Raw genomic sequence first — 21,267 nt, 5'->3', positions numbered from 1 at the left:
CCCGCAGGCGCCTGCGGGAAAACTCTGCAGAGTAATGGGCAGCTGTTGAGGTGGGATCCGCTCGATGGCGTCCCTGAACCGTTTAGCGAGAAGTTCAAGCTGCTCCAAATGTCATCCCTTTATATATGATAAAGGACATTATCATATATAGAGCACACGAGAAAAGAAGATTTAGGGGGCGGACTAGCCGCCCCCCTTTGGTCACGAAACGAGGTCATCCATGAAGTCACTGCCCAACCAGTAAGTGACGCCGAAGATGACGCTACCGACAAGGGCAATGTCGGGATCGACCCCTTGCAGGATGGTCGAGAACAGGAATGTTCCGACGCCGGTCAGGATGGCAGGGAGGATGTTAGTGCTCATAGGATCTCCTGTTGTGAGCTGGGCGATCGGCTGGATACCGTCGCATTCCTATTGTCCCCTGGCATCATGCAAGAATCTAATCGTCCGATTTCGCCGGCAGACGTCGGGCCGCGCTCATTTCAATTCTATGGGACCGATTTTCAACCGCTTCTTGGCCCGGGCGATCACGGGCTCCATCTCGGTTGCGTCATCGATGGGCACGAGAATGACTTCCGACGTGTAGCAGACGCCGCTGATCTTATGTTCGAAGGTGCCGGTGCCCCTGATAGGATTCCGCTTCACATCCGGAACATCGGTCAGAACAATAAACGCGTCGAGGAAATCTGAAAGGCCCGTGAGAGCCAGTCGCCGGCCATTAGCTATGATGAACCCATCGCAGTTGATCTCCTCAACGCCATCATCCTCGTTTCCAGCAACATGGATATCAAACACCGGGAAAAACGGTGAGCGCGTTATAATGATCGACATCGAGATAAACCGGATGTCTTCCTCGGGGATGTTTGTAACCAGGGCGTAGTGCCCCACGTATTTTTCGAGAGAATGTTGCGTTTCGACGCTTAGCTTCTTGATTTTCAAGAAGCTCATATAATTCCAGAACTCGTCCGCGTGCTTTAGGTTTGGTAGGTAGTCGAGGACCTTATCAAGTGTCCCGTGCATAACCACATGCGACTTTTCCCATTGATCAAGCTTCGCTTCGGACAACTTGATGACGGTTTTCAGCTGCACGTTTGCTTCCCGACACGCCCGCTCCACCAAGTCCTCTCGGCCAGCTTTGAGATAGGAAAGAAGGCGACGTTTCTTAACGGCAGTCGGTAATTTCTGAGACAAGATTAGCTCGCGCGGGGGGCTGGGGCAGTTACTTTTCACAATTCCTGGAAAATATTCCGAAAAACAAGCGCAATTGCTACGGGCACAGAAACTATTCTCGCCCTTGGAAATTTAACTACTTGATTTTATTATAATATTTTGTAGATCGCACTTGACGATGGCCAAATTTTGACCTTATAAAAAGCAAGAAAGGGAAGGACGCCAATCCTCCCCCTCTCGCATTCACCAGTAAAACGGGTGAGTGATGTTTCCGAGACAGTTCTTAGCCTCTCGGTCTGTATAGTATACGCCCGAAGTCTCGGAAGCGTCAACACCCTCTGATTGTATTCGCAATTTAGCGTTGCATAGGAGGAAACGATGAACGCTCATACTCAAAGCGACCGGCAAGCCGGTCGTGCCGATAGCGCACTCATGCTCAAAAGCCATCTCGTCATGATTGGCGCCAGCCGGGGCCTCTCATCCGGACTGACCCTCGCCCGCATTGGCGTCGGCCGCTTTACCCTCATCGACAGCCAGCATGTCGAAGTCGAGAACATCGGCCAGACCCTCTATGATCAGTCGCACATCGGCATGCCCAAGGTGGAGGCCGCCAAGGCCATGATCATGGCCCGGGCCCCAACCGCCCATGTCGAGACCTATCACGCCAACGCTGAAGACGTCCCCGATCTGACTGCCATCCTGGCATCCGCCGATGTCGTGAAGATTGGCATCGACCACCCGCGTTCGATGTTCGCACTGGCCAAACGAGCACAGTATGCTGGCGTCGCCACCTTCATCCACGGCATGACCGGTGACGGCCTGCAGCATTTTACGGCCTTTGTGGAGCCTGGTGGAAAATCTCTTCAGGAGATCCTTCCGGAAGCCTGGAAAGGCGTCGAGGCGGGCTATGAGCCGCCTGCATTCTTCCCGAGCTGCGCTTTGCACACCGAGACGATGAATTCGGCCGTAGCACTCATGATTGCCGGCTATCTCCACCACCGCGCCGGTTCGTCGATCGAGCTGCTGTCCAACATTGGCGCTGGGCTGATCGACGCGGGCCTTGCGACGGGCTTCAACGGCTTTCACACGCCCTCTGGATTTCTTACCCCCATCTACTTCGGCTCGCCGAACTAACCGGCAGCCAACGCCATCGCGAGAGCGATTGGAGCACGGGAAGCCCGACCCTTCTCTACAACCACAGGGCTAATTAAAAGGAGAAATACAATGCGAAATAGCACCCAACAGAAGCCGGCAACGACGTGGCGCCCGTCTCCGATTGGCGAGCAGACCTTCTGCTGAGACCAGTCCGCAACAACACGGCCGGCAAGCAGTGTCTTGCCGGCCGGTAGAGGAAACGGGGATAGCTCATGTCGAACGGAACTCTTCTCGGCGCCGATGGCAAACCGGACATGGATCTCATCTGGTCAACCTTTCCCCAGCATGGAAGTGGCGAGATCGAGCATTTCACGTCTTACGGACAGACCTTCCGCTTTGCGATCTACCGCTCTGGTGTCGGCTACGAAGCCGTCATCCTCGCACAGCCGGCCTACGGCAGCCGCTCGAACGGGCTGCACGAAACACATCGTCTACCTGGCCCGAACGGCTTTGCCAAAGTCTGCTTTGCAAACCACCCGCCCGACCTTCCGACCGCCATCGCGCTATCGATTTGGTGGGCGGAATGCACCTCGAAATACATCCGCAACGGCCGCAGCTGGAGTTAAGCACATGGTCCTGATCTACGATCATCCGAATAATTCGCCGCTATGGAACCAAACACACGAAACAGTCCGTTTCGCGCCCGGTATGAAGGCGAAGGTGGACGCATCCGTCGGCTTCTTCGAGCCAGAGACCTATGCGGTCTTGGGCGGCTACCTGAACGATCCCCTGCGTGTCACGGATGTCATGCCGATGCCTCCGGCCTCTGACGGGCACGGACGCGGCAAGGCGAGCCGCAGCACGGTGACACTGAATGCAGCGTTTCTCGAACACTACCTCAACACCAGTCTTCTTCCCTTCGGCAAGTACTTCCTCGGCGTCATGCACTCGCACCCAGGCGGCATGAATTTTCTGTCGGACGGAGCACCAGGCAGCGGCTACGGCGACATTCCATCGATGCGGCAACACCTTGAAGCCGCCGCCCGTCTGGGCGAGCCCTGGCACACATTCATTGCCCCGATCGTGACCTACCCCGGCCGATCGCCCCGGGTTGATACCTGGCTGATCAGGCTCGATTCCCCGTCACCCATCCGCGCCGAAACGGTCTGGGAAGAGGAGCCATCGAGCGACACCCCCTCAGATCTCGACGACATTCTGGATTTGGTCTGCCATCGACCGGACCTGGTGATGTCGATCATTCAGCGCAGTGACAAGCTGAAATCCATTCTCCGCTCGCATCGCGCCCGCGACGAACACCAGGCAAAGCTGGTGCTCAAGCGACTGCTTGATCGTCGAAGAGGCAGGGTGTGATGATGGGACTCCTGTTCGGAACCCTGCAGCTCATCGTCTGGATTGCGCTAATGTGCGTCGCCGCGATCGCCACTCCGATTTTGCGTTTGGCGTTTTGGGGGGTGGCTTCAACGGTCCGGAAACTGATGAAGGGCGTTCGCACCGCTCCCCGCAGACAGCAGGTCTTTCGGGGCGAGGGAAACGATCGCACTTCCTAAGCCTTGTTCCCTGTTCGACGCGCCGCAGGCTCGTCGATCTGCCCGTAGGGCGTTGGGACGTTCCCCGTCCCGACGCTTCCAGAAGTGCACCGCGCGCAGAAGGCGTCACCCGTCAGGGTCGAAACGAAGTGGAGAAGGGCCCAGCCCTTGATGCCTTTGAGCACGGTGCATGCCTACGCGTCGTAGACGCGGGGTCGCAACAGCGACCGAATAAGAAGCTCGGATTTCGCCCGGGCTTCCTGGACCACCGGATCATGCGGGAAGCGCGCGATCGCGATCTCCATGGCCCGGTTCATACCCTCGATATTCGGACTGAACGGCTCCGCTGGCCGCTCCTTCGTGAGCAACTGCGTCAGCCAAGTGAAGATGTGCGTCATGCGTCAAGTTTGGGAGAGAATTGCAATGTCGGCAAATGATTTTTCGAAAAGCAGTCTCGCCCAAGCTGAGGGCGAGGTTGAGGCTGCGGCCCAGGTTGCCACTGCCCGCGTCGAGCGCCTGTTGCGGCAGTCGTTCGAGAACGGCAACCATGCTGTCGCCAAATATCAGGATCTGCTCCAAGCGCGCGGTCCCGACGTCGTGATCGGCATTCTGGAAGACCGCAAGGGCTGGGGCGATCGCGTCTATCATTTCGGCTTCCTGAAGCACGGCTTTTTCCAGTTCGAGAAACAGCGCCAGGTGCGCCAAAGCCTGGCCGAGCTGCCCAAAGCCATCCAGGACCACGCCCAGCTGCTGACGCAGCTGCAGGATCTCAAAGCTGCACGCCGCAATCTCATCGATCGCGAGGATACGCGCCGCTTTGAACGCTCCGACGACGATCGCGATCGTCCTTCGCCGCGTGACCGCCCACGCCGCTGACCATCTGGACAGCACTGCCGTTGACGCCCCCTCAAACCTACGGGAACTTTGACCATGCAAATCATTTTGTTAGCGTGCCGTCTGCTCGTCTTCCTGACGTTCGGCGTGCTGCGGTTGCTTCTCGCACTCCTCCTGCTGATGATGCAGACACCGCGCCAGACCTCGACGACTTACGGCTCGGCCCGCTGGGCCACCTTCCGCGAACTTGTGTTCGGACGCGTCTGGGGCGGCGACGGCTTGATTGTCGGCCGTAAATGGGGGCGCTTCTTGCGCTTCAACCGCGACGGCTATGTGCTGCTGTTCGCGCCAACGCGCAGCGGCAAAGGCGTGGGCGTCGTCGTGCCGAACCTACTCGACTACAAAGGCAGCATTATCTGCAGCGATCCCAAGGGCGAAAACAGCGCCATCACGCGACGCCATCGCTCAACGCTCGGCCCCGCGGTGACGCTCAACGTCATCGATCCGCATTTGTCGGACAGCTTCAATCCGCTCGACATGGTGCGGATCGGCACCTTCCATGAAGCCGACGACGCCCTGGAGCTGGCTAAGCTCCTCGTCATTCCGGATAGCGCTTCGGGCGGCCACTGGGACAACCGCGCCACCCAGCTCCTGCAGGGCCTGATCCTCTACACCTGCTTGCGCTACCGCGACGTTCCGGAGCTGCGCAACCTGTCCAAGATCCGCAGTCTGGTCGCGACCGGCTTCAGCGGGATCTCGTCGGTGATCGCTGAAGACGCCAGGCACCTCGGCTCGACGACGCTACGTGAGTTCATGCAGGCCTTCCAGGAAATGGAAGCCAGCGAGGAAGCCCGTTCGATCATGTCCAATGCGGACAAGGCCATGGCGATCTGGTCGGCCGATCGTCCGGCCGGCCTGGTGAGCATGAGCAGCGGGTTCGATTTCCGCGATTTCAATCGCCAGGTCATGACCTGCTACGTCATCGTCGATGAAGAGAAACTGCCGATCTATGGCGGCTTCCTGCGCGTGATGATGGGCTGCGCGCTGACGGCGATGACGCGCGCCAAGGACGAAGCCCCTCCCCGCCATCCGACCCTGCTCCTGCTCGATGAGGCGGCCGCCATGGGCCGCATCGAGCCCCTGGAAACAGGCGTCGGCTATCTCGCAAGCTACGCGCGCCTGATCCTCGTCTTCCAGGATCTCAACCAGCTGCGGCGCACCTATCCCAAAGCGGATTCCATGATCGCCAACGCCAACTGCAAGGTTGCCTTCGGCGTCAATGACGTCGCCAGCGCCAGGGATCTCGCCGACGCGATCGGCAAAACCACAGTCACCAATCGCGACGGAACGGAAGTCAGCCGCTACCTGCTGGATCCGGCCGAGATCACACGTCTCTCGTCGAAGAAGTCCATTATCTTCTTTTCAGGCGCGGTGAAGTTTCCGGTCCTGGCGCGCAAGGTCCGCTACTTCAAAATTCGCCGTTGGCGCCGTCGCTGGGACCGCTGGCGCCGGCAGTCGGCCCACATCATCCCCTTCGGCCGGCCTCCCAGCCGCACGGAAGCCGCCTAGAAGCGGCCCCAACCCTTCATTTTCCCAACATCCCGCAAGCGGAGAAGTTCGCGATGACGTTTCTGACGATGGGTACGCACCTGCAGCAGCTCGGCGATCAGCCGCTCGATCTGCTGCAGCAAGTCCGAGCTGCGGGTCGCGTGGCGCCTGGCAATCTTGTGCCGGCGCTCCTGGCCCAGAGCGAGTCGCATGGGCGCGGACGACACCCGCAGCGCCCGCATATGCCGCTGGCGCAGGCGCACCGCCTGACGCTCCAGCTTGTCGATCCGGCTGCGGCTGCGACGCTCGTTTTCAGTCAGAATCTCAGCATTCCATTGTGTGCGGGTGCCATGATCAATCGAGCTGTAGACGACGGTGCGCACGCGGCCCTTATCCATCTTGGCCGAACGGAACTCCCCTGCCCCCGGTCGCGCCGTGCGGTCCTGGCGCGGCCGGCTGACCGGCTGAAGCCCGCGCCGCTCGGTGTTGCGCGCACGGCGTCCCATGTGGATCTCCGGAGCGCGATCAAAGGTCATCGCGGCGGCGCGATCACCGGCGTCATGCGCCTCTTGGCGTTGGACATCGAGGCGGCGGGCATCGACACGCTCGCGGCGGCCGGCGCGCTCCAGCGATCGGTTTTGATGCTCGGCCCAGGCCTGCCGCCACGTCTTGAGCATCTCGTCGGAATTCCATTCGCGGGTCTTCACGGCGCGCAGCCCTTGGGATCCTGCCATGCGCATCGTCAGCATGATATGGGCGTGGAAATTCCGGGGGTCGTCGCCCTTCTCGGCGACCGGGTCGTGCAGGGCAAAATCAGCCACCATGCCCTTCGCCACGAACTGCTCGCGGACAAACGATCGGACCAAATTCAGCCTTGCCTCGGCCGAAATCTCGTGCGGAAGCGCCATATTGATTTCACGGGCGAGTTGCGCGTCTTTCCGCTTCTCCAAAGCTTCGGCATGGTTCCAGAGACGTTCGCGGTCTGCCATCCACGGCGCCGCGCCTTCCGGCAGCATGATCTCGGCGTGAGCAATACCACGGCGGCCGGCGTAATCATGGACCACACCTTTGCGTTCGTCCTGCAGTCGCGCACCGGCACGATAGGCGGCGGCGGCCACCGACGACTGCCCGGCGGAGCGTTTCACGATCTGCATGCTGAAATGGTACGAACTCACCACACCATCCAAATCAGCCCGTCCCGGGCTTCCGTTCGGCGATCTGCCACGTCCCCGTGGCCGCCGAGCACCTATGTCGCACAGCGATGTATAAGTGCGCTATTACCTCTGTCAACCGGTCCCCCTGCCCTCTCTGTTGCATTCCACCCATTACCCAACCTTTTGCACCATGAGGCAATTCAAATGACATCGTCTTCAGGTCTGATCGCTTTGATCGGCGAAATTGCTGCCATTGTTGGCGTCATCCTACTGGTGTGTCTCGGTATAGACACGGTCGCATCAGAGCTGGGCTATCATCTGGGAATCTTCTGCGGTGGGCTGAGATGGACGATCGTCGGCGCCTATAACATTGGAGGCATCTGCGTGATGCTAGGCGTGGTCGTCTGGGCCCTATCCCGCTTCCGTTCCGAGACGGGTCTCGGAATGATCCTCGGCGGAGTACTCTTAGCTGTGTTTCCGACAGTCATACCACACTACCTGGGGCTGCCGTCATGCATACACTAGGGCGCCGCAAAAACGCCGCGCGCTTTGCGCGTACCCCTGGGGGAGGTCCCCCAGACCCCCCTTGCACTACGCCCAAAATCCGTAGCGTACCCCAGGGGGGCTGTCTGCCCCCCTGGACCCCCCGAGGATACTTGCAAGAGGAATGGTCACAGATGCGTGGCTGGGGATTAGGTTCTTATCTTCTCGAAATCGTGCGAAATGGCCGTCAACGCTGCCATATCACGCCGGCCAGTGACGACGTGCCCTTCTCCACGATCCCGATGGGGTTTGTACTTAGGAGACCAGGCTGTGAAGGTCGCGCCGGCCGTCAATCACGCGCACAATTTGAACAGTTTCAACCGGTCCTTCATCTGTGTCCGGGACAGTCTCGTAAAGCATGACAAAGGGGGCTTCGACGAGCATCCTGGCGCTCGGCCGGATCTCCGGACGACGGGCGCCTAACCTTGGTTGGTCTGCAAGAAGGCGGGCCTTGCGTTCGAAGCTATCGAAAAACCGCTCGGCGGCCTGAGGCTGCTCCAGACCGATCTGCACGTAAATCTCGCGAACGTCGGCAAGGGCTTGCGGAAGCCAGACGAGATTAGCGGGCATTTTTACGGGCTGCACTCAGTTCCTGACGCGCCTCGCTGCGCAAGGTATCGAAATCGACCGAGGCGGGCTTGCCGCTAGTCTTGCCTTCGTCCCAGAAGCGGCGCAGACGCTCGATGTCCCCTTTACGGGTTTCCCACTTCGCGGACCAGTCGCGCATGGCCTCACGGATAACTTCACTGCTGCTGGCATAGGCACCGCTGCTGACCGCGTCACGCATCAGATCCGCCTGCTGCGGCGTCATTGACACGCTGATCTTTTCAACATTAGCCATATGGCACCTCCAGTCTCTTATGGTAGTAAAGCTTACCACCAGCCTGACACCCTGCCAAGCATTTTGAGCATGATGCTTGGCAAGCCTTCTGAGCTATGATTCACTGAGTGCACGGTACAGGCAGGGATGCCGATGACCGTAGAGGAATGGGCGCCATCACCTTCGGGTGATGGCAACCTCCACACTCTACGCACAGACGCTTTCAGGCGTTCGACGAACTCCTCCCCCATTTCACATGTAAAAACCTCTCTACGGCCTCGACAGGCCGCTCTGAGACGGCAATCGTTCCTCCTGCTCCCCTTAAACGTCATTCCTCTTGCAAATATCCTCGGGGTCTGGGGCAGACAGCCCCAGGGGATAGGTGAAATGAACCGTTCGAGATGAGCAGATTATTTATCAATCAAATTTACGGCTGGCCGCAGGCCCTTTCTGATATTCTGTGAGAAGATTTCTGTAAGAGTCTTTCTGTTCAAACTTTCTGGAATCTTTCTGTTCTATATATAGGCGCCACCAATTCAGCGCTGGAAGCGCCACCAATTCAGCGCTAGACCGCCAGCAGATCAGCGCTGTAGCTACCGAAAGCGCCACCAGATCAGCGCCGGAGCGCCACCAATTCAGCGCTACCCCCTTGGTAAAGCATTGATATATAGTCACAAAAAAATAGCCTCAGCGCCACCAGATCAGCGCCGCTAAATCCTTGCTATTTCACTATTTTTTTGGAAGACGTTTGGGAATGGAAAGAACCTCCGGATCCGCATTTTCGAGGATCAAGCCACGCTCGGTCAGCTTGACGGGCAGCTTCGGGAAGACACTTTTGATGTGCTCAATGTCATCTGCCATCTGGGCGCGGAATGCGCGCTCTCGGGCGAAACCGTCGCCAAACTGCATCTGCAGCGGCTTCCAGTCCAGCACCAGCTGAGTTTTCATGCTGTGCAGGCGATAGTTCAGCCAAAAGAGGAGATCCAGTTTCCGGGCAGAATTGGCAAAAGCATGGAGCGCGCGCACATCGATCGGCAGGGCGTGGTCCTTGAGAGACTGGTAGAACTCCTGCGAGAACGTGACCGTGGACGGCCACAGAGACTTTTGGTCAGGGTTGTCGGACATCCACAGCTCGATGCCTTTGAATGGCTTGGCATCAATCGTTGCTGACCGTTTGCCGTCCCAGGCGCTGATTTCCATTCGGCACGCGGCCAGGGCTTGCAGCTGCTCCTTGAAGGGCTTGATGTTGCCACGCTCCCCTCCCCGCTTCTCGAAGCCCAATTCGCGCATAAACGCTGTCAACGTTTCGGCAACGTCGATCGTTGCAGAGCGGTTGCGGATAGCCTCAGTGCTAAGGTGCGCTAGGATCAGGCGCGGCTTAGGGCCGTAGGGAACTGGCTGCTGCACCCGCGACCCGTCTGGCGCGCGGAGCTTGCCGGCTTCGACCACGACGGCCATACGTCCCTGCTTGCGCTCAAACTCATACTCGCCTTCGGGCAAGCGCTTGTAGGGTAGGCCACAGATCGCAAGCGAACTGTGCATATAGCGGAGATTGGATGGGGAAGGACCGTCGCTCTCAATTACTTCGCGGACGATCGCCCGGCGTTTCTGCATGGGCGTCATGGCGTCGAGGGATGACTCCCACCGAGCCTTTTCCGCATGACGGGCTTCCTGAGCGGCAATTAGCTCTCTCACCTCGAATTCGAACATCCCGACGCCACGCGTGCGGTTGCGCTGGTACTCCAGTTGCTGCCGCAGGTCTGCGTCAATGATCAGTGATTCGTCGGGCCGTTCCATGCAGATACCTTAGAGTGATTTGCCCGAAATTGGAAAAGGCAGTGCTGCATAAACAGGCACCCACCATCTAAAGCGTAAAATCGTAAAAACGATTTTACGCCGCGAATTCCTTTTCCAGCAAATCGCGTATCACGTCGGCCATCTTGGTGCCGCGCATGGCGCACTGCGCCTTGATGCGCTTGTGGAGGCTTTCGCTTACGTCGATGGTCAGACGCTTGTTCGCCTCGGCCTCGGCGCGAAGCGGCACAACTTTGGAATGTTTGGGCGCCTCGGACACGTCGCCGGTATTTTCACCGACCCATGCATCGGCTGCGGCGGGCGGCTTGGCGATCGGCATTTTCATGGTGACCGTCTTTTTCATGCGGCTTTCCTTTTCTCTTGGTTGCTCATCAGGTGCTTGGCTAGCGACGCAATCTCGCGCGCGGCCTCACCCTTGGGATCGACTTCCAGGACAGAGAGCCCCTGCCCTGCACTCTCGGCGTAGACGACGCGCTGATGCAACGCGGTCGGCAGAACCGGAATATCTTGAAACTGACCCAAGGCCTCGGTGACGTCGCGGCCGATTGCCGTATTTGCGATTTTACGATTAATCACAAATACGCCTTTCAAGCTTTCCTTGAACTGCTGAGCCTCTTGGATCAGGCGCACGGTCTCGGCCGCCGCCCAGATGTCGTAGGGTGAGGGCTGAACCGGGATCAACACAATGTCGCTGGCGAGGATCGCCGCGCGGCCGAGTTCGTTGACGCGCGGTGCGCCGTCAATAACGACCACCTGGTAATCCTTGGCGATGTCGGGTAGCTCCTTGTGCAAGGTCGCCTTGGCCATGCCGACGACACTGAACAACGGCTCGGCGTCGCGGGCTGCCGACCACTGCAGGGCACTCCCCTGCGGATCCGCATCGACGAGGAGAACGCGCAGGCCGGATTTTGCGTAGGTCGCGGCGAGATTGACGGCGATGGTGGTCTTACCCACTCCGCCCTTCTGGCTGAGGACGCCTATGATCATGTCGTCGCCTTTCTGTAATTGTTGCAAATCGCATTTACGATTTCACGATGCGGCAGTCTTGGCCAGCCTTGGTTAAGGCTTTGCTAAGACCCCTGTTGGAATCAGGCCACATTTACGATTTTACAGAAAATCGTAATGCCTGCCTACCATCTTGCCAGGGTCGGCGGTCTCTGCTGGAATGGTGCTCTCAAGGGGGATTCCATTGCATGAAGACATACCGTTGTGGCGCCATTCTAGTGGCGGCCTTGCTGGCGGCCTGTTCGGGCAAATCCGACAAGGTCTGGATCGTCGTCGATTTTACCGACGCCAGCGGCCGGCCGGCCCAGATGGCCTTCGATAACCCATCCGTCCCGGAGATGACGCTCGTGGACTGCGAGGGCGCTCTGTCGTCGGCCGGCCCGACGCTAATGCAGGGGATCCTTACCCATAGCCCGGGGGCGAAGTTCGCTGCGGCGAAATTCGTGCAATCGGCCGAAGATCCGATCAAGCCGAAAGCGTAAACACGATTTTCTGTATTTGCGATTTTACGGACCATGCCCATGAATGAGACGCTCGATCTAATCGCCAACGCAGCTTCGATCCTGACGGCCGTCGTGGCCGTCTGGGCGTTCGGTACTTTCCAGACGACGCGCTATTGCCGGCGCCGGCGTCTGGAAGCGTATCTGAGGGACGAACGCGGCATGGGCGACGACGGTGGCCAGCGCACCGTCCTGCACTTGGTGGCTCAGCTCGGGATGTCCGAAGCCGAAATCATCGATGCGGCGTTCCGCAGTAAAGTAATCACGCGGAAGGTATCGCGGGACGAGCAGGGGAGGGCGGATCGCCTGTTCCTCGTCTACAAGTCGGATGACGGCGACCATCTGCCGCGACGCGGACGCTCCCGATTCTAAGGAATAATGCGCCATATTTACAGAAAATCGTAAATACGATGAAGTTAGAAACTGATTTCATTGAATTATTTTCCATCCGATTCGCACTTAACGGTGCCCTGTCGCGGTTAGGCTTGCCGTTCGAGACCTGTGCTTTGCGGCGACAACTATCGCCGTGCATGGTTCTCCCAAACCGTATGTGAGGTAGGGCCATGAACGAAAATGAGCTGGAAGTGACAATTTGGGGAGTGACAATCAAGGCGAAGGGGCTGACGGCCGTCTTTGTCCTGGCGGGCTGCCTCCTGCTGCTTATGGTTTTGACCTGGCTCGTCGGCACGCCCATCTGGCGCCCCATCTGACAAATGCAGAAACACGATTTTAAGGAACGTCGTAAACGTCTACGGCTCAGAAGAGGTCTCGCACAGAGACATGGCAAAGCCCGGTTTCTACCGCCCGACGTGCCTTCTTCGCGATAACGCGATCGAGCGGGAGGCCTCGGCTTAGTGTCTCGTAGAGATCGTAACCGTCCATACAAATCAGGCTGCTCTTGCCCTGATTGAAGGCGACAAGCCCGTCGGGACTAAAACCACCATAACTGATAAAGAGCGCGCGCGACCATGTTGGCCGGCTGTTGAGCTTGCCATTGAGGACATGCAGATCCGCAGCAGGCGTTAGTGCGCTGTGCCACTTCGCCTCTAGAAGGTAGGTATCGCCATCAAGTTCAAAGCTGCCGTCAATCTGCTCCCCAGAACGTGGACGAAACGATGCGCGCGGAGAAAGGCCGTAGACGTCGAAGAGGTCATGCAGGAATCGCTCGAATGCAAAGCCTCGCTCTTGCGGTGCCAGAGATGCGAGATCGCGGATCCGCACACTCAGTTCGGCCAGCTTTGCGGGATCGGCCGCCTGCAATTGCGTCGTGGGGGCGGCCGGTGCCTGAGCTGCAGCAGGGGCGCCGGGAAAGGTGTCGAGGAACTCTGGCTCCAAAAGATCCGGAATTTTGAAACCGACCCCCGGCAGCAGTTTGTTGAGCTGGTCGATCTCGGCACGGGTGAGGGGGTCGCGTTTGCCGCGCCAGGTCATCGACTGCCGAACGATTTCGAGGATCAATGGGCAGAAGCTGCTGCGACGATGCTCCAGGGTGAGCGTCAAAAGCTGGGTGAGTGACGGCAGCTTGCTTCCAGACTGCCAGTATTGGGCAACTCCCACTTTTTGGGCCGCCAAAGGAAAGGCTGTCGCATTGTTTCCGCTTCCAGGGAGAAAGTCATAGAGGAGGCCTGCGAGCGCAGCAATTGCGCTGGATTCTTTCATAGATAGCGTCATGGGTCGGGCAGCTCTTTCGGTTGTCTTGAATTTACTAGCAGACGGGCGGCGTCGGCAAACAAATCCAAAGCAATCCACAAATGTGATTTTGCTGAAATACGGAAATACGATGCCTCAACGTGCGCAGCACCGCCTGGAAAGGCGCCCCAGACGCCATTCCTTTATGCGGCAGGCTTGGCAGCGGCCCTGGGGGCAGGGGGCGGCGCTAGGCTCTCGTCATCGATTTCGACTGCGCGTGCCACCAGTGCGTTGTACTTGTCCTGGCGAACGCCCTTACCAGCGGCATGCAGGTCGCGGATGACATGATAGGGATTCAAGATCAGCGCGTAGCTGCTATCTCCGGATGGGCCAGCTGCGAGCTTGATAAACCCTAATTCGGCGAGAAGCTTGAGCCGTCCTTTCCAGGTCCGGACGGCGCGCTGACCGCTGAAGCCGGAATGGAACGCGATTTCCTCCTGCTTGGACAGGACCACGAAATTATCGTCGAATGTCCGGCACCATAGCTCAAGATAAGTGCCCGATACCGGCTGACCGCCAGCCAAGTCGTCCATGATGCCGAGCATCAACGGCATGGCTTTGGGCAATGTCGTAAAGCCATTGTAGACCTGGCGGGTCCACAGCAGCTCGTCTTCGTTGGCATCGAGATCGAGATCAGCCCAAAGCCGGTTTCGAAGCTCTAACTGTCTCTTTGCAATCTTTTTACGCGGGGCCATCTTTTTGCTATCCTTGTGAAGAGGCTGGGTTTGGACCCCAGCTGATTATGCTCACTGCCAGGTGATGGATCCGGGACCGACGGGGTTGGAAGCCGTCGGCCCGGGCCTCTGCATCAGTTTGACCGGGTTGGAAACCGGTCGATATCTCCAGTATGGGATGGCGGGTTTGGACGCCGCCCACCGTATACCGGGCATTATTTGGCTGGGTTTGGACGCCAGCCGGTCATTGCTCACTGCCAGGCGATGGATGAAATGTTTGCAGGTTTGGAAGCTGATTCAATTCATCCTCAATGACATCGTCAATATGGAGTATTTATACAATAAAATCAAGAACTTAGATATTGCTGGTCGGTGGTCAGATGGCGGCATATCCAGCAAACTCAAGTAAATTTATGGCATGAAACCGGATTACTCGCAATTGATTTAAGCAGACAGGTGATTTTATTTCCCATTGAATCCAGTCGGTTATTTTGGAATTGCTATCCTCGCGCGTTCTCATGTCCTGAATGTCCTCATCGTGCTGACCCATCCTCAGGGAAAATTCCCCCTCCCGGCGCCCTGCCGATCGCGACGGTCAAAAGATCAGTCCAACAGGTCGTATAGGCTGGCGATTGTGTTGCGGATCCATTTCGGGTCAGCGTCGTGATACCGAGCGACTGCAGCCGCGCCTCCGTCCGGCCCGGCAGGCCTCAAAGATCTGTCAGCTCCAGGCGGGCGAGGGCGGCTGTCACCGAGGCGCGGGCCACACGTCTATGCGCGATCGTCCGGCCGCATCAGCGGGAAAGCGGGACACGCGGCCCGCTTTCAGGTGCGGAGCATCGACGTGGGAAGGTGAGGGGAAGCTGCCGACCTGGCACATCTGGTGGCGTTATCGAGTTCGTTATGGACGGCTTAGAATGTTCTTAATTGTTTCGTTATCGAAACAAACTGTTGAGATCTTAAAATTTCTTGGGAAAGCGTGCAGGAAAACGAATGCTCGTATTCCGAGAATCGCCCCTAACTCCTATATTGAGACAACAACGGCGCAACACATTCTAGATAAAGAGGCGCCGAGTTAAGACTTTCTTAGGGGTAGCATCTGCAAAGCCTTTTCATCGGCCGGAAAGCGGCAAGAAGCCTCTACTACATCGACGAACAGGCAGCCCGCATTGGCCGGCCCCTTAATACACACGTGACGATCAATTTCGTCTGCACCGGATGCGATCCGCGAGAAGCTGTGAAAGCGTTCGCCAAGATCCGGCAAAACCACTTTGGAAAATGGACGGCACGCCACCTGCCTGCGCACCTGCGGCACGAGGCGACCGGCGCTTACGCTTTCGAGAACGTGCGCGACGATCAGCCGTTCCTGACAATGGAGCCAGGTGCCGACCACAACGTTCATGTGCATTGGGTCATTCATCTCCCGCCCGGCCAGCTCAAAATATTTGAAGAAAAGCTCTGGCGATGGGTCGAGCGCTGCTGTGGCGGCATCACTGACGGCAAGGTCATCAGAATAACAGAACGACCGGCCGCCGTAATGCGCAGCTATGTCCTGGCAGGCTGTGATCCCAAATGGGCAGAAATCTATCGCGTGACGGCCGAACCGCAAGGAATCATCGTCGGCGGCCGACGATCTGGCACGACCGAGAACCTGGCTCGGAAACGACGCATCGAGCGCGATCGCCAGGAGAAGAAGGTGCGGCTGCTCCCATATCAGGGGGGTTCAAAAAACATCAAAACGCAGCAAAAATCCTCGCTAGTAGATTGATTTTCTTGGGGATTTTGGCTATATTATGAGGGAGTTCCGGCGAAACGGAACTCCCCTCGACACCACCGCTTTGACAACGGTGAACGTCTTTTAGTCCGCAAACGTAAAGTGCGTTGTCGGGGGCCTTTGTCAAGACCAAAGAGGTCACAACATATGCACTACCGAAATAGCAGCCCCCGGCTGACCCCGATCCTCGCCTCGAAGATTAAGGGTCTCTGGATGCATAGCCCGCTCAACCAGGCCCAGATCGCAGCCCGCCTCGGCGAGCTGAACCAGGGCCGTGTCAGTGAAGTGATCACTGGCCAGAAGTTCCCTGACGTTCCGCCCGCAGACCTGCCGGCAATTCGCCCCTACATGTGAGGTAATACCATGGCACGTGATACCCATCGAGTAATGCCCCATAAGGATGGGGGCTGGCAGGTGAAGCGCGACGGTGACCAGAAGGCAAGCCATCGCACCGACACCAAGGCCGACGCGGAGAAGCTGGCGCGTCCGCTCAGTCAACATCAGAAGACTGAACTGCAGATCCATGGCAAGGATGGCGAGATCCAGCGATCCGATAGCCACGGTCATGACCCGAGGTCGTCCAAGGGTTAGCAAAGCACCCTGGCCAATCCTCCCATTGGCCAGTTTTCTCTGGAAGGGCGGGGCAGGAAAGCTCCTGCATCCGTCTGACCGGCAAGGTCCGTATAAGCGCAGCGCTTCGGGACTGCCGCCCCTGAGCATGACCGGTTATCAGCCTTTCATGAAGATCGATCTCTTCATGCGGCTCTCCGCAGGCTAACCTGCGCTGGCCTTGCTTTTTCGGCGAGGAGGCTCAGATGCTTTGGCGATGACCGGTGCCACCATCTTTTCATACAGCTCAAACAGGTGCTCGGCACGGTCGCGGTCCCCATCAAACTTCTTTGCGCGATACAGCCTATCAACAGCTTTATCCAAAGCACGATGGGCTTTTTTGAGTTCTGGCGGCATCAAATCAGGATCATAGAGTTGGGCCAGAGACGACCCCGCATGCTTGTCCCGCTCAGCTAGAACATCGCCTACAAGGGGCTCAAGCTTCAGCAATGCCGCTGCGCCAACCGGGGGCATCGGAAACGCGTTGTAATTGATCCCGATGCTGTATTGATAGCGGCTTTCGAGCCGGCCGCCGACGCACCGTGTCCAAGCCATGTGCATCGCGGACATCAGGATTCCAAACTGCCAGTGCGCCGCGTCCGGCATAATCCGCACCTTGTTGCTCGGAATTATCGGAGGTTCAAGCCACGCGATCGGAATATATTCGCGTCGCTCCGAGCTTACTTCGGGGACCACCAAGAACGCCGACTTGGGTACCACGGTCACGTGGAAACTTCGCGGAGTGTCAGCTAGCGCCCTGGATGATATGCCCGGTTCTTTGACATCGTCCTCCCCTTTGCCTTTCGGCGGAAGCTTCCCGAGACGATAATCCCGAACGTTTGCAATCGCAGCCTTTACGAGCGGCAGCTTATCGATCGCGGCAGGAGCGGCCTCACCCAGATAAAGGATGAAGCGCTCGGTTCCGTGCAGAAACTCGCGGCTTCCCACGAAGGGGTGGATGAAGCTTTCTGCCTTCGGCTCGCTTTTCAGAAGCTCTGCTTTCTCATCTTCCGAGAGGATGTAATAGCCGCCGTCAATTGGTTTTGAGCCAATCACAATCTTGGGCAGGCCGTTCATGGGTCGGCTGGTTTCGCGGACGACCAGGTGAGGATTCGAGAGCCCACCTGCGTCGAACAAATAGGGCGAGATTACCGTATGCACGCTCTCAGCCGGCTCTCCATGAATGTCGAGATAGGAGAATAAACGTCGTTCTTTTGGTGTGTCCACCTTGTTGGCAAGGCCAACAATGACGACATGGACGTGAGCCTGGCCCCGCGCATCCGATCCCCATGCGAATGTCCGATGCGCAAACGAGATGTCGAGCTTGCACTGGTCAAGCACCAGGGGCCAAAGCTGAGCAACCTGTTCGCCTTGCGTGATGGAATTGGTCGACACGAAACCAATACGCGCCTTTGTTCCCTTGATGTAGTTGGCGGCCTTGATGAACCATGCCGCGACGTAATCCAGCGTTCCGCCGGATCTGCCGAGCTTCGCGATTTCGCGCACCTGGGTTCGCTGCTTCGGCTTCTGATATTTCGCTCCGATGAAGGGCGGGTTTCCCAGGACATAGGAGCATTTTGCAGCCGGTAGCAGGCTTTCCCAATCCTCGTCCAACGCGTCGCCAAAAAGGATATGCGGGGACTTCTTGAGCGGAATTCGGACATAGGTTTGGCCAAATTCCAGGCTCAAGCGGCTGTTCATGATGTGGTCCATCATCCACATCGCGGTCTCGGCGATTTTCGCAGGGAATTCCCCAACTTCGATGCCATAGAACTGGTCAACATTGACTACCGAGAGCTCGGTTGCATCTAGCTCCTGCTGACCGCCCGGTGCCTGGTAATTGCGGAGCTCTCTGATCAGCTCGATCTCAAGAGTTCGCAGCTCTCGATAGGCAATGATCAGGAAGTTACCGCATCCGCATGCGGGGTCGAAGATCCGGAGCTCCTTCAGCTGCTTCTGAAACGCCAGCAGCTCGCCACGGCGGCGGTTATCCTTACGCGCCTTGATCCGCGCAAAGTCACTGCGTAGCTGATCCAGAAACAAGGGCTGAATGACTTTAAGGATGTTCTTCTCGGTCGTGTAGTGCGCTCCTGCGGCGCGGCGCTCCTTCTTGTTCATGACGGACTGGAACAGGGAGCCGAAGATGGCCGGTGAAATTCCGGACCAATCAAAGCGGCATGCTTCCAGCAGGCGTTTCCTCATGTCTCGGTCGAAAGACGGAATGAGGAGCCCACCGGAAAACAAGGCGCCGTTAACATAAGGAAACTTGGCCAGGTCGACGTCGAGATTCTTGGCCCGTTTGTCCTCTGGCGTGTCAAGCACCTGGAAAAGCTGAGCTAACCAGCCTCCCAAGTCCGAACCATCTTCATTCGTCCGCGTTTCCAGGAGGTCGAGAAACAAGTCGCGCGTTTCGAAGATACCCGTGTCGTCGGCAAACAGGCAGAACACGATCCGGACAAGGAATTGTTCGAGGTCATGACCCACGTAACCCGCATCTTCGAGTGCATCGTGAAGCTTCCCGACGAGTTCCGAGGCCTTGATGTTGACCGGATCCTGGTCTTTGAAGGTTCGCTTTTGTAGCCCGAGAATGAAGCCCAGTTTTTCGACGTGTTTGGGCAGGTCCTTGAGAGCAAACTTTGTCTCTTCGTCCTCCTCCAGATCGTAAAGCTCGAACGTCTGGAAATCACTCAAAAGAATATACCGAGGTAATTCGGCATCCTTCAGGCCTGGAAAATAATTCAGAGCCTGCTGTTTGGCCTTCTTCAGGTCAATGCCGGCGCTCTTCTGCTCCACCAGAAGTACGCCCTTCCAAAAAAGATCAATAAATCCGCGCTTGTTGCCGAGGTTTTTGACCGGCTCTTCGAACGACGCCACTCGCCGCACCGGCACCCCGAACACCTCAAAAAAGTCGCGGTAAAATAACTGGGTCTGGCCTTTCTCATAGCCTTCGCCTGCCCATTCCTGAGCGAACACGCCGGCCCTCGACCGGATCTCATTCCAAGATAAACGCACTGTAGAATCTCGTTTTTTGGTTCCTCGGCCTCCTATACCTCACAATTACAACGCTTCGTCTAGATGCAATTTATAATTGCCAAGATACGCGACTAAATGACGATCCGCTCGATCTCGTCGAGGCTGACGTCATCGCTGCGGCGATCGTAAAGCTGGGTCGTGCGCGTCGATGAGTGATTGGCAATGTTAGCTGCTTTCTCCAGTGTTCCACCATTCTTGAGGTAGGCGGTAATGCCGGTAGCGCGGAAGGTGTGATTGCACACTGCCGTGCTGATGCCAGCTGCCACTGCGCGGCGCTGAACCATGAGATAGGCGCTCGCCTGAGGCAGGGCGTTTCCGGAAAGCTTCCCGGTACCACGCCTGATCGTCTGAAAGAGAGGTGCACGCGGGTCCTCCTTTAGACCCGCCGCGTCCATATACTCGTCGAGGTAAGCCTCCAGCGCATGATGGCAGGGCAGCTCGACCTGCTTACCGCCCTTCTCCTTCAGCCGCACCCATAGTCGCCGGCTCTGCGGATAGACGTCACGGACTACCATGCCGCTCGCGGCGCCGATCCGCGCGAACGTGTATGTCATGAGACCGATTAGAGCGCGATCGCGTTTGCCGCTGAGCGTGTCGAGCGGGATGCTGTCGAGCAGCTGCCGCGCCTCCTCCGGAGACAGCACCGGCGTCTTGCCCCGCTTTCGGGAATGCTTGGGGCCACGCACGGAATGGGCAGGGTTAGCAGTCATGACATGGCCGATTACCAGCCAATCGAACAAATGCCGCACCGCCGCCAGGCGCTGCTTCACCGTCGGTGCGGAGTGGGTGCCAGCCAGCTCCTCAATCCAGCCGGCGACATGAATAGGCGTGATAGCATCCAGGGAACGGGCACCACGACGCTCGCACCAGCCCAGGAATTCCACGGCCGCCTTGGCGTAGGAGCGGCGCGTGTTGACGTTTCGGATCTGCGCAGTGAAGAATTCCAGAAACTTCATCCGGACGTGAGTCGGGACCTCGGTAAGAGCGGCGGGTAGGCCTGCAGAAAAAAGTACGAGGCCGTTCATGCTGGCACCTCTAGATGCTGCATCACTCTATGATAGGCAGCTCCCAACATCGCTACTGTGTGTGTATCGGAGATGGTGAAGTCAGCTTCGTGCAGCACTTCTGATGTGAACTCGTGGTGCCAAGTTGGCGTAGCTGTGACGATTACCGCCTCGTCGACTTCCGGAAACTGGTCGGCCGTAATGTCGATGATAACTTCCCCTTGCTGCAGCCAGGCATGGGAATGATCCTGGCGTTCGCCGAGGACATAATCGAAAGGCCCGAGGCCTTGGGCTTTCAGGTAATGCCCGAGCAGCAGTGTCGCGTCCCCGCAGGCGCCTGCGGGAAAACTCTGCAGAGTAATGGGCAGCTGTTGAGGTGGGATCCGCTCGATGGCGTCCCTGAACCGTTTAGCGAGAAGTTCAAGCTGCTCCAAATGTCATCCCTTTATATAT

At 57.8% G+C, this 21,267-nt stretch carries 26 protein-coding genes; 12 read left to right on the top strand and 14 right to left on the bottom strand.

Annotated features, from left to right (window positions below):
• Positions 1-201: 201 nt before the first annotated feature.
• Together ELH03_RS37730 and ELH03_RS37030 are read right to left on the bottom strand one after the other, a co-directional pair.
• Positions 202-363 (bottom strand): hypothetical protein, encoded by a 162-nt coding sequence (locus ELH03_RS37730; protein WP_165420572.1) that lies wholly within the window; start codon positions 361-363, stop codon positions 202-204.
• Positions 364-477: 114 nt separating this feature from the next.
• Complete coding sequence (locus ELH03_RS37030; RefSeq protein ID WP_130767673.1) at positions 478-1,089, bottom strand: hypothetical protein; 612 nt, start codon at positions 1,087-1,089, stop codon at positions 478-480.
• Between the two features lie 459 nt (positions 1,090-1,548).
• On the opposite strand from ELH03_RS37030, the gene ELH03_RS37025 reads away from it, so the two are divergent.
• The 3 genes from ELH03_RS37025 to ELH03_RS37015 all read left to right on the top strand — a co-directional run bounded on the left by ELH03_RS37025 (position 1,549) and on the right by ELH03_RS37015 (position 3,636).
• Positions 1,549-2,304, top strand: a complete 756-nt coding sequence (locus tag ELH03_RS37025; RefSeq protein ID WP_130767672.1) for a ThiF family adenylyltransferase — start codon at positions 1,549-1,551, stop codon at positions 2,302-2,304.
• A 233-nt stretch (positions 2,305-2,537) separates the two neighbouring features.
• Complete coding sequence (locus tag ELH03_RS37020; protein WP_130767671.1) at positions 2,538-2,891, top strand: hypothetical protein; 354 nt, start codon at positions 2,538-2,540, stop codon at positions 2,889-2,891.
• Between the two features lie 4 nt (positions 2,892-2,895).
• Complete coding sequence (locus ELH03_RS37015; protein ID WP_130767670.1) at positions 2,896-3,636, top strand: hypothetical protein; 741 nt, start codon at positions 2,896-2,898, stop codon at positions 3,634-3,636.
• Positions 3,637-4,006: 370 nt separating this feature from the next.
• On the opposite strand, the gene ELH03_RS37010 is transcribed toward ELH03_RS37015, so the two are convergent.
• Positions 4,007-4,210 carry a hypothetical protein gene (locus tag ELH03_RS37010; protein ID WP_130767669.1) on the bottom strand — a complete coding sequence of 68 codons (204 nt, stop codon included), beginning with the start codon at positions 4,208-4,210 and terminating at the stop codon, positions 4,007-4,009.
• A 25-nt stretch (positions 4,211-4,235) separates the two neighbouring features.
• On the opposite strand from ELH03_RS37010, the gene ELH03_RS37005 reads away from it, so the two are divergent.
• Together ELH03_RS37005 and ELH03_RS37000 are read left to right on the top strand one after the other, a co-directional pair.
• On the top strand, positions 4,236-4,688 hold the full coding sequence (locus ELH03_RS37005) for a hypothetical protein (protein ID WP_130767668.1): 453 nt from the start codon (positions 4,236-4,238) through the stop codon (positions 4,686-4,688).
• A 54-nt stretch (positions 4,689-4,742) separates the two neighbouring features.
• Entirely contained in the window at positions 4,743-6,215 is a 1,473-nt protein-coding gene (locus tag ELH03_RS37000; protein WP_130767667.1) for a type IV secretory system conjugative DNA transfer family protein, read from the top strand.
• On the opposite strand, the gene mobQ is transcribed toward ELH03_RS37000, so the two are convergent.
• The 6 genes from mobQ to parA all read right to left on the bottom strand — a co-directional run bounded on the left by mobQ (position 6,212) and on the right by parA (position 11,513).
• Positions 6,212-7,372, bottom strand: coding sequence for a MobQ family relaxase (gene mobQ, locus ELH03_RS36995; RefSeq protein WP_245504952.1), 1,161 nt, complete (start codon positions 7,370-7,372; stop codon positions 6,212-6,214). The genes ELH03_RS37000 and mobQ overlap by 4 nt on opposite strands.
• A 774-nt stretch (positions 7,373-8,146) precedes the next feature.
• On the bottom strand, positions 8,147-8,461 hold the full coding sequence (locus ELH03_RS36990; RefSeq protein WP_130767687.1) for a type II toxin-antitoxin system RelE/ParE family toxin: 315 nt from the start codon (positions 8,459-8,461) through the stop codon (positions 8,147-8,149).
• A complete protein-coding gene (locus ELH03_RS36985; protein WP_130767665.1) occupies positions 8,451-8,732 on the bottom strand; it encodes a ribbon-helix-helix domain-containing protein in 282 nt (93 codons plus the stop codon). The genes ELH03_RS36990 and ELH03_RS36985 overlap by 11 nt, the downstream gene beginning before the upstream one ends.
• Positions 8,733-9,440: 708 nt before the next feature.
• A complete protein-coding gene (locus ELH03_RS36980) occupies positions 9,441-10,508 on the bottom strand; it encodes a replication protein RepA (RefSeq protein WP_130767664.1) in 1,068 nt (355 codons plus the stop codon).
• A 94-nt stretch (positions 10,509-10,602) separates the two neighbouring features.
• The gene (locus ELH03_RS36975; protein ID WP_130767663.1) at positions 10,603-10,869 is read right to left on the bottom strand and encodes a plasmid partition protein ParG; all 267 of its coding nucleotides are present in this window, start codon (positions 10,867-10,869) and stop codon (positions 10,603-10,605) included.
• Complete coding sequence (parA, locus tag ELH03_RS36970) at positions 10,866-11,513, bottom strand: ParA family partition ATPase (protein WP_130767686.1); 648 nt, start codon at positions 11,511-11,513, stop codon at positions 10,866-10,868. The genes ELH03_RS36975 and parA overlap by 4 nt, the downstream gene beginning before the upstream one ends.
• A 206-nt stretch (positions 11,514-11,719) precedes the next feature.
• Here parA and ELH03_RS36965 point away from each other — a divergent pair, with 206 nt between their 5' ends.
• The 3 genes from ELH03_RS36965 (at position 11,720) to ELH03_RS37725 (ending at position 12,741) form a co-directional block, all read left to right on the top strand.
• A complete protein-coding gene (locus tag ELH03_RS36965) occupies positions 11,720-12,013 on the top strand; it encodes a hypothetical protein (protein ID WP_130767684.1) in 294 nt (97 codons plus the stop codon).
• 39 nt (positions 12,014-12,052) lie between these two features.
• Complete coding sequence (locus ELH03_RS36960; protein ID WP_130767683.1) at positions 12,053-12,403, top strand: hypothetical protein; 351 nt, start codon at positions 12,053-12,055, stop codon at positions 12,401-12,403.
• Between the two features lie 191 nt (positions 12,404-12,594).
• Positions 12,595-12,741: a hypothetical protein gene (locus ELH03_RS37725; protein WP_165420573.1), complete on the top strand. Its 147-nt coding sequence runs from the start codon at positions 12,595-12,597 to the stop codon at positions 12,739-12,741.
• A gap of 46 nt (positions 12,742-12,787) precedes the next feature.
• Here ELH03_RS37725 and ELH03_RS36955 read toward each other — a convergent pair whose 3' ends face one another.
• Together ELH03_RS36955 and ELH03_RS36950 are read right to left on the bottom strand one after the other, a co-directional pair.
• Positions 12,788-13,690 carry a restriction endonuclease gene (locus tag ELH03_RS36955; RefSeq protein WP_130767682.1) on the bottom strand — a complete coding sequence of 301 codons (903 nt, stop codon included), beginning with the start codon at positions 13,688-13,690 and terminating at the stop codon, positions 12,788-12,790.
• A 173-nt stretch (positions 13,691-13,863) separates the two neighbouring features.
• Positions 13,864-14,415 (bottom strand): hypothetical protein, encoded by a 552-nt coding sequence (locus tag ELH03_RS36950; protein WP_130767681.1) that lies wholly within the window; start codon positions 14,413-14,415, stop codon positions 13,864-13,866.
• An 85-nt stretch (positions 14,416-14,500) separates the two neighbouring features.
• On the opposite strand from ELH03_RS36950, the gene ELH03_RS36945 reads away from it, so the two are divergent.
• The 4 genes from ELH03_RS36945 (at position 14,501) to ELH03_RS36930 (ending at position 16,759) form a co-directional block, all read left to right on the top strand.
• The gene (locus tag ELH03_RS36945; RefSeq protein WP_130767680.1) at positions 14,501-14,803 is read left to right on the top strand and encodes a hypothetical protein; all 303 of its coding nucleotides are present in this window, start codon (positions 14,501-14,503) and stop codon (positions 14,801-14,803) included.
• 783 nt (positions 14,804-15,586) lie between these two features.
• A complete protein-coding gene (locus tag ELH03_RS36940) occupies positions 15,587-16,162 on the top strand; it encodes a hypothetical protein (RefSeq protein WP_130767679.1) in 576 nt (191 codons plus the stop codon).
• 153 nt (positions 16,163-16,315) lie between these two features.
• Positions 16,316-16,522 (top strand): hypothetical protein, encoded by a 207-nt coding sequence (locus tag ELH03_RS36935; protein ID WP_130767678.1) that lies wholly within the window; start codon positions 16,316-16,318, stop codon positions 16,520-16,522.
• Positions 16,523-16,531: 9 nt separating this feature from the next.
• Positions 16,532-16,759 (top strand): DUF2188 domain-containing protein, encoded by a 228-nt coding sequence (locus tag ELH03_RS36930; protein ID WP_130767677.1) that lies wholly within the window; start codon positions 16,532-16,534, stop codon positions 16,757-16,759.
• A 183-nt stretch (positions 16,760-16,942) separates the two neighbouring features.
• Here ELH03_RS36930 and ELH03_RS36925 read toward each other — a convergent pair whose 3' ends face one another.
• The 3 genes from ELH03_RS36925 to ELH03_RS36915 all read right to left on the bottom strand — a co-directional run bounded on the left by ELH03_RS36925 (position 16,943) and on the right by ELH03_RS36915 (position 21,248).
• On the bottom strand, positions 16,943-19,750 hold the full coding sequence (locus tag ELH03_RS36925) for a class I SAM-dependent DNA methyltransferase (RefSeq protein ID WP_245504951.1): 2,808 nt from the start codon (positions 19,748-19,750) through the stop codon (positions 16,943-16,945).
• 131 nt (positions 19,751-19,881) lie between these two features.
• Positions 19,882-20,835: a tyrosine-type recombinase/integrase gene (locus ELH03_RS36920; RefSeq protein WP_130767675.1), complete on the bottom strand. Its 954-nt coding sequence runs from the start codon at positions 20,833-20,835 to the stop codon at positions 19,882-19,884.
• Positions 20,832-21,248, bottom strand: coding sequence for a hypothetical protein (locus ELH03_RS36915; RefSeq protein ID WP_130767674.1), 417 nt, complete (start codon positions 21,246-21,248; stop codon positions 20,832-20,834). The genes ELH03_RS36920 and ELH03_RS36915 overlap by 4 nt, the downstream gene beginning before the upstream one ends.
• Positions 21,249-21,267: the final 19 nt, after the last annotated feature.

The organism is Rhizobium beringeri, assembly GCF_004306515.1.
Lineage (GTDB): Bacteria > Pseudomonadota > Alphaproteobacteria > Rhizobiales > Rhizobiaceae > Rhizobium > Rhizobium beringeri.
The sequence above is the reverse complement of the archived record's forward strand: the minus strand, read 5'-3'. Positions and strand labels throughout refer to the sequence as shown.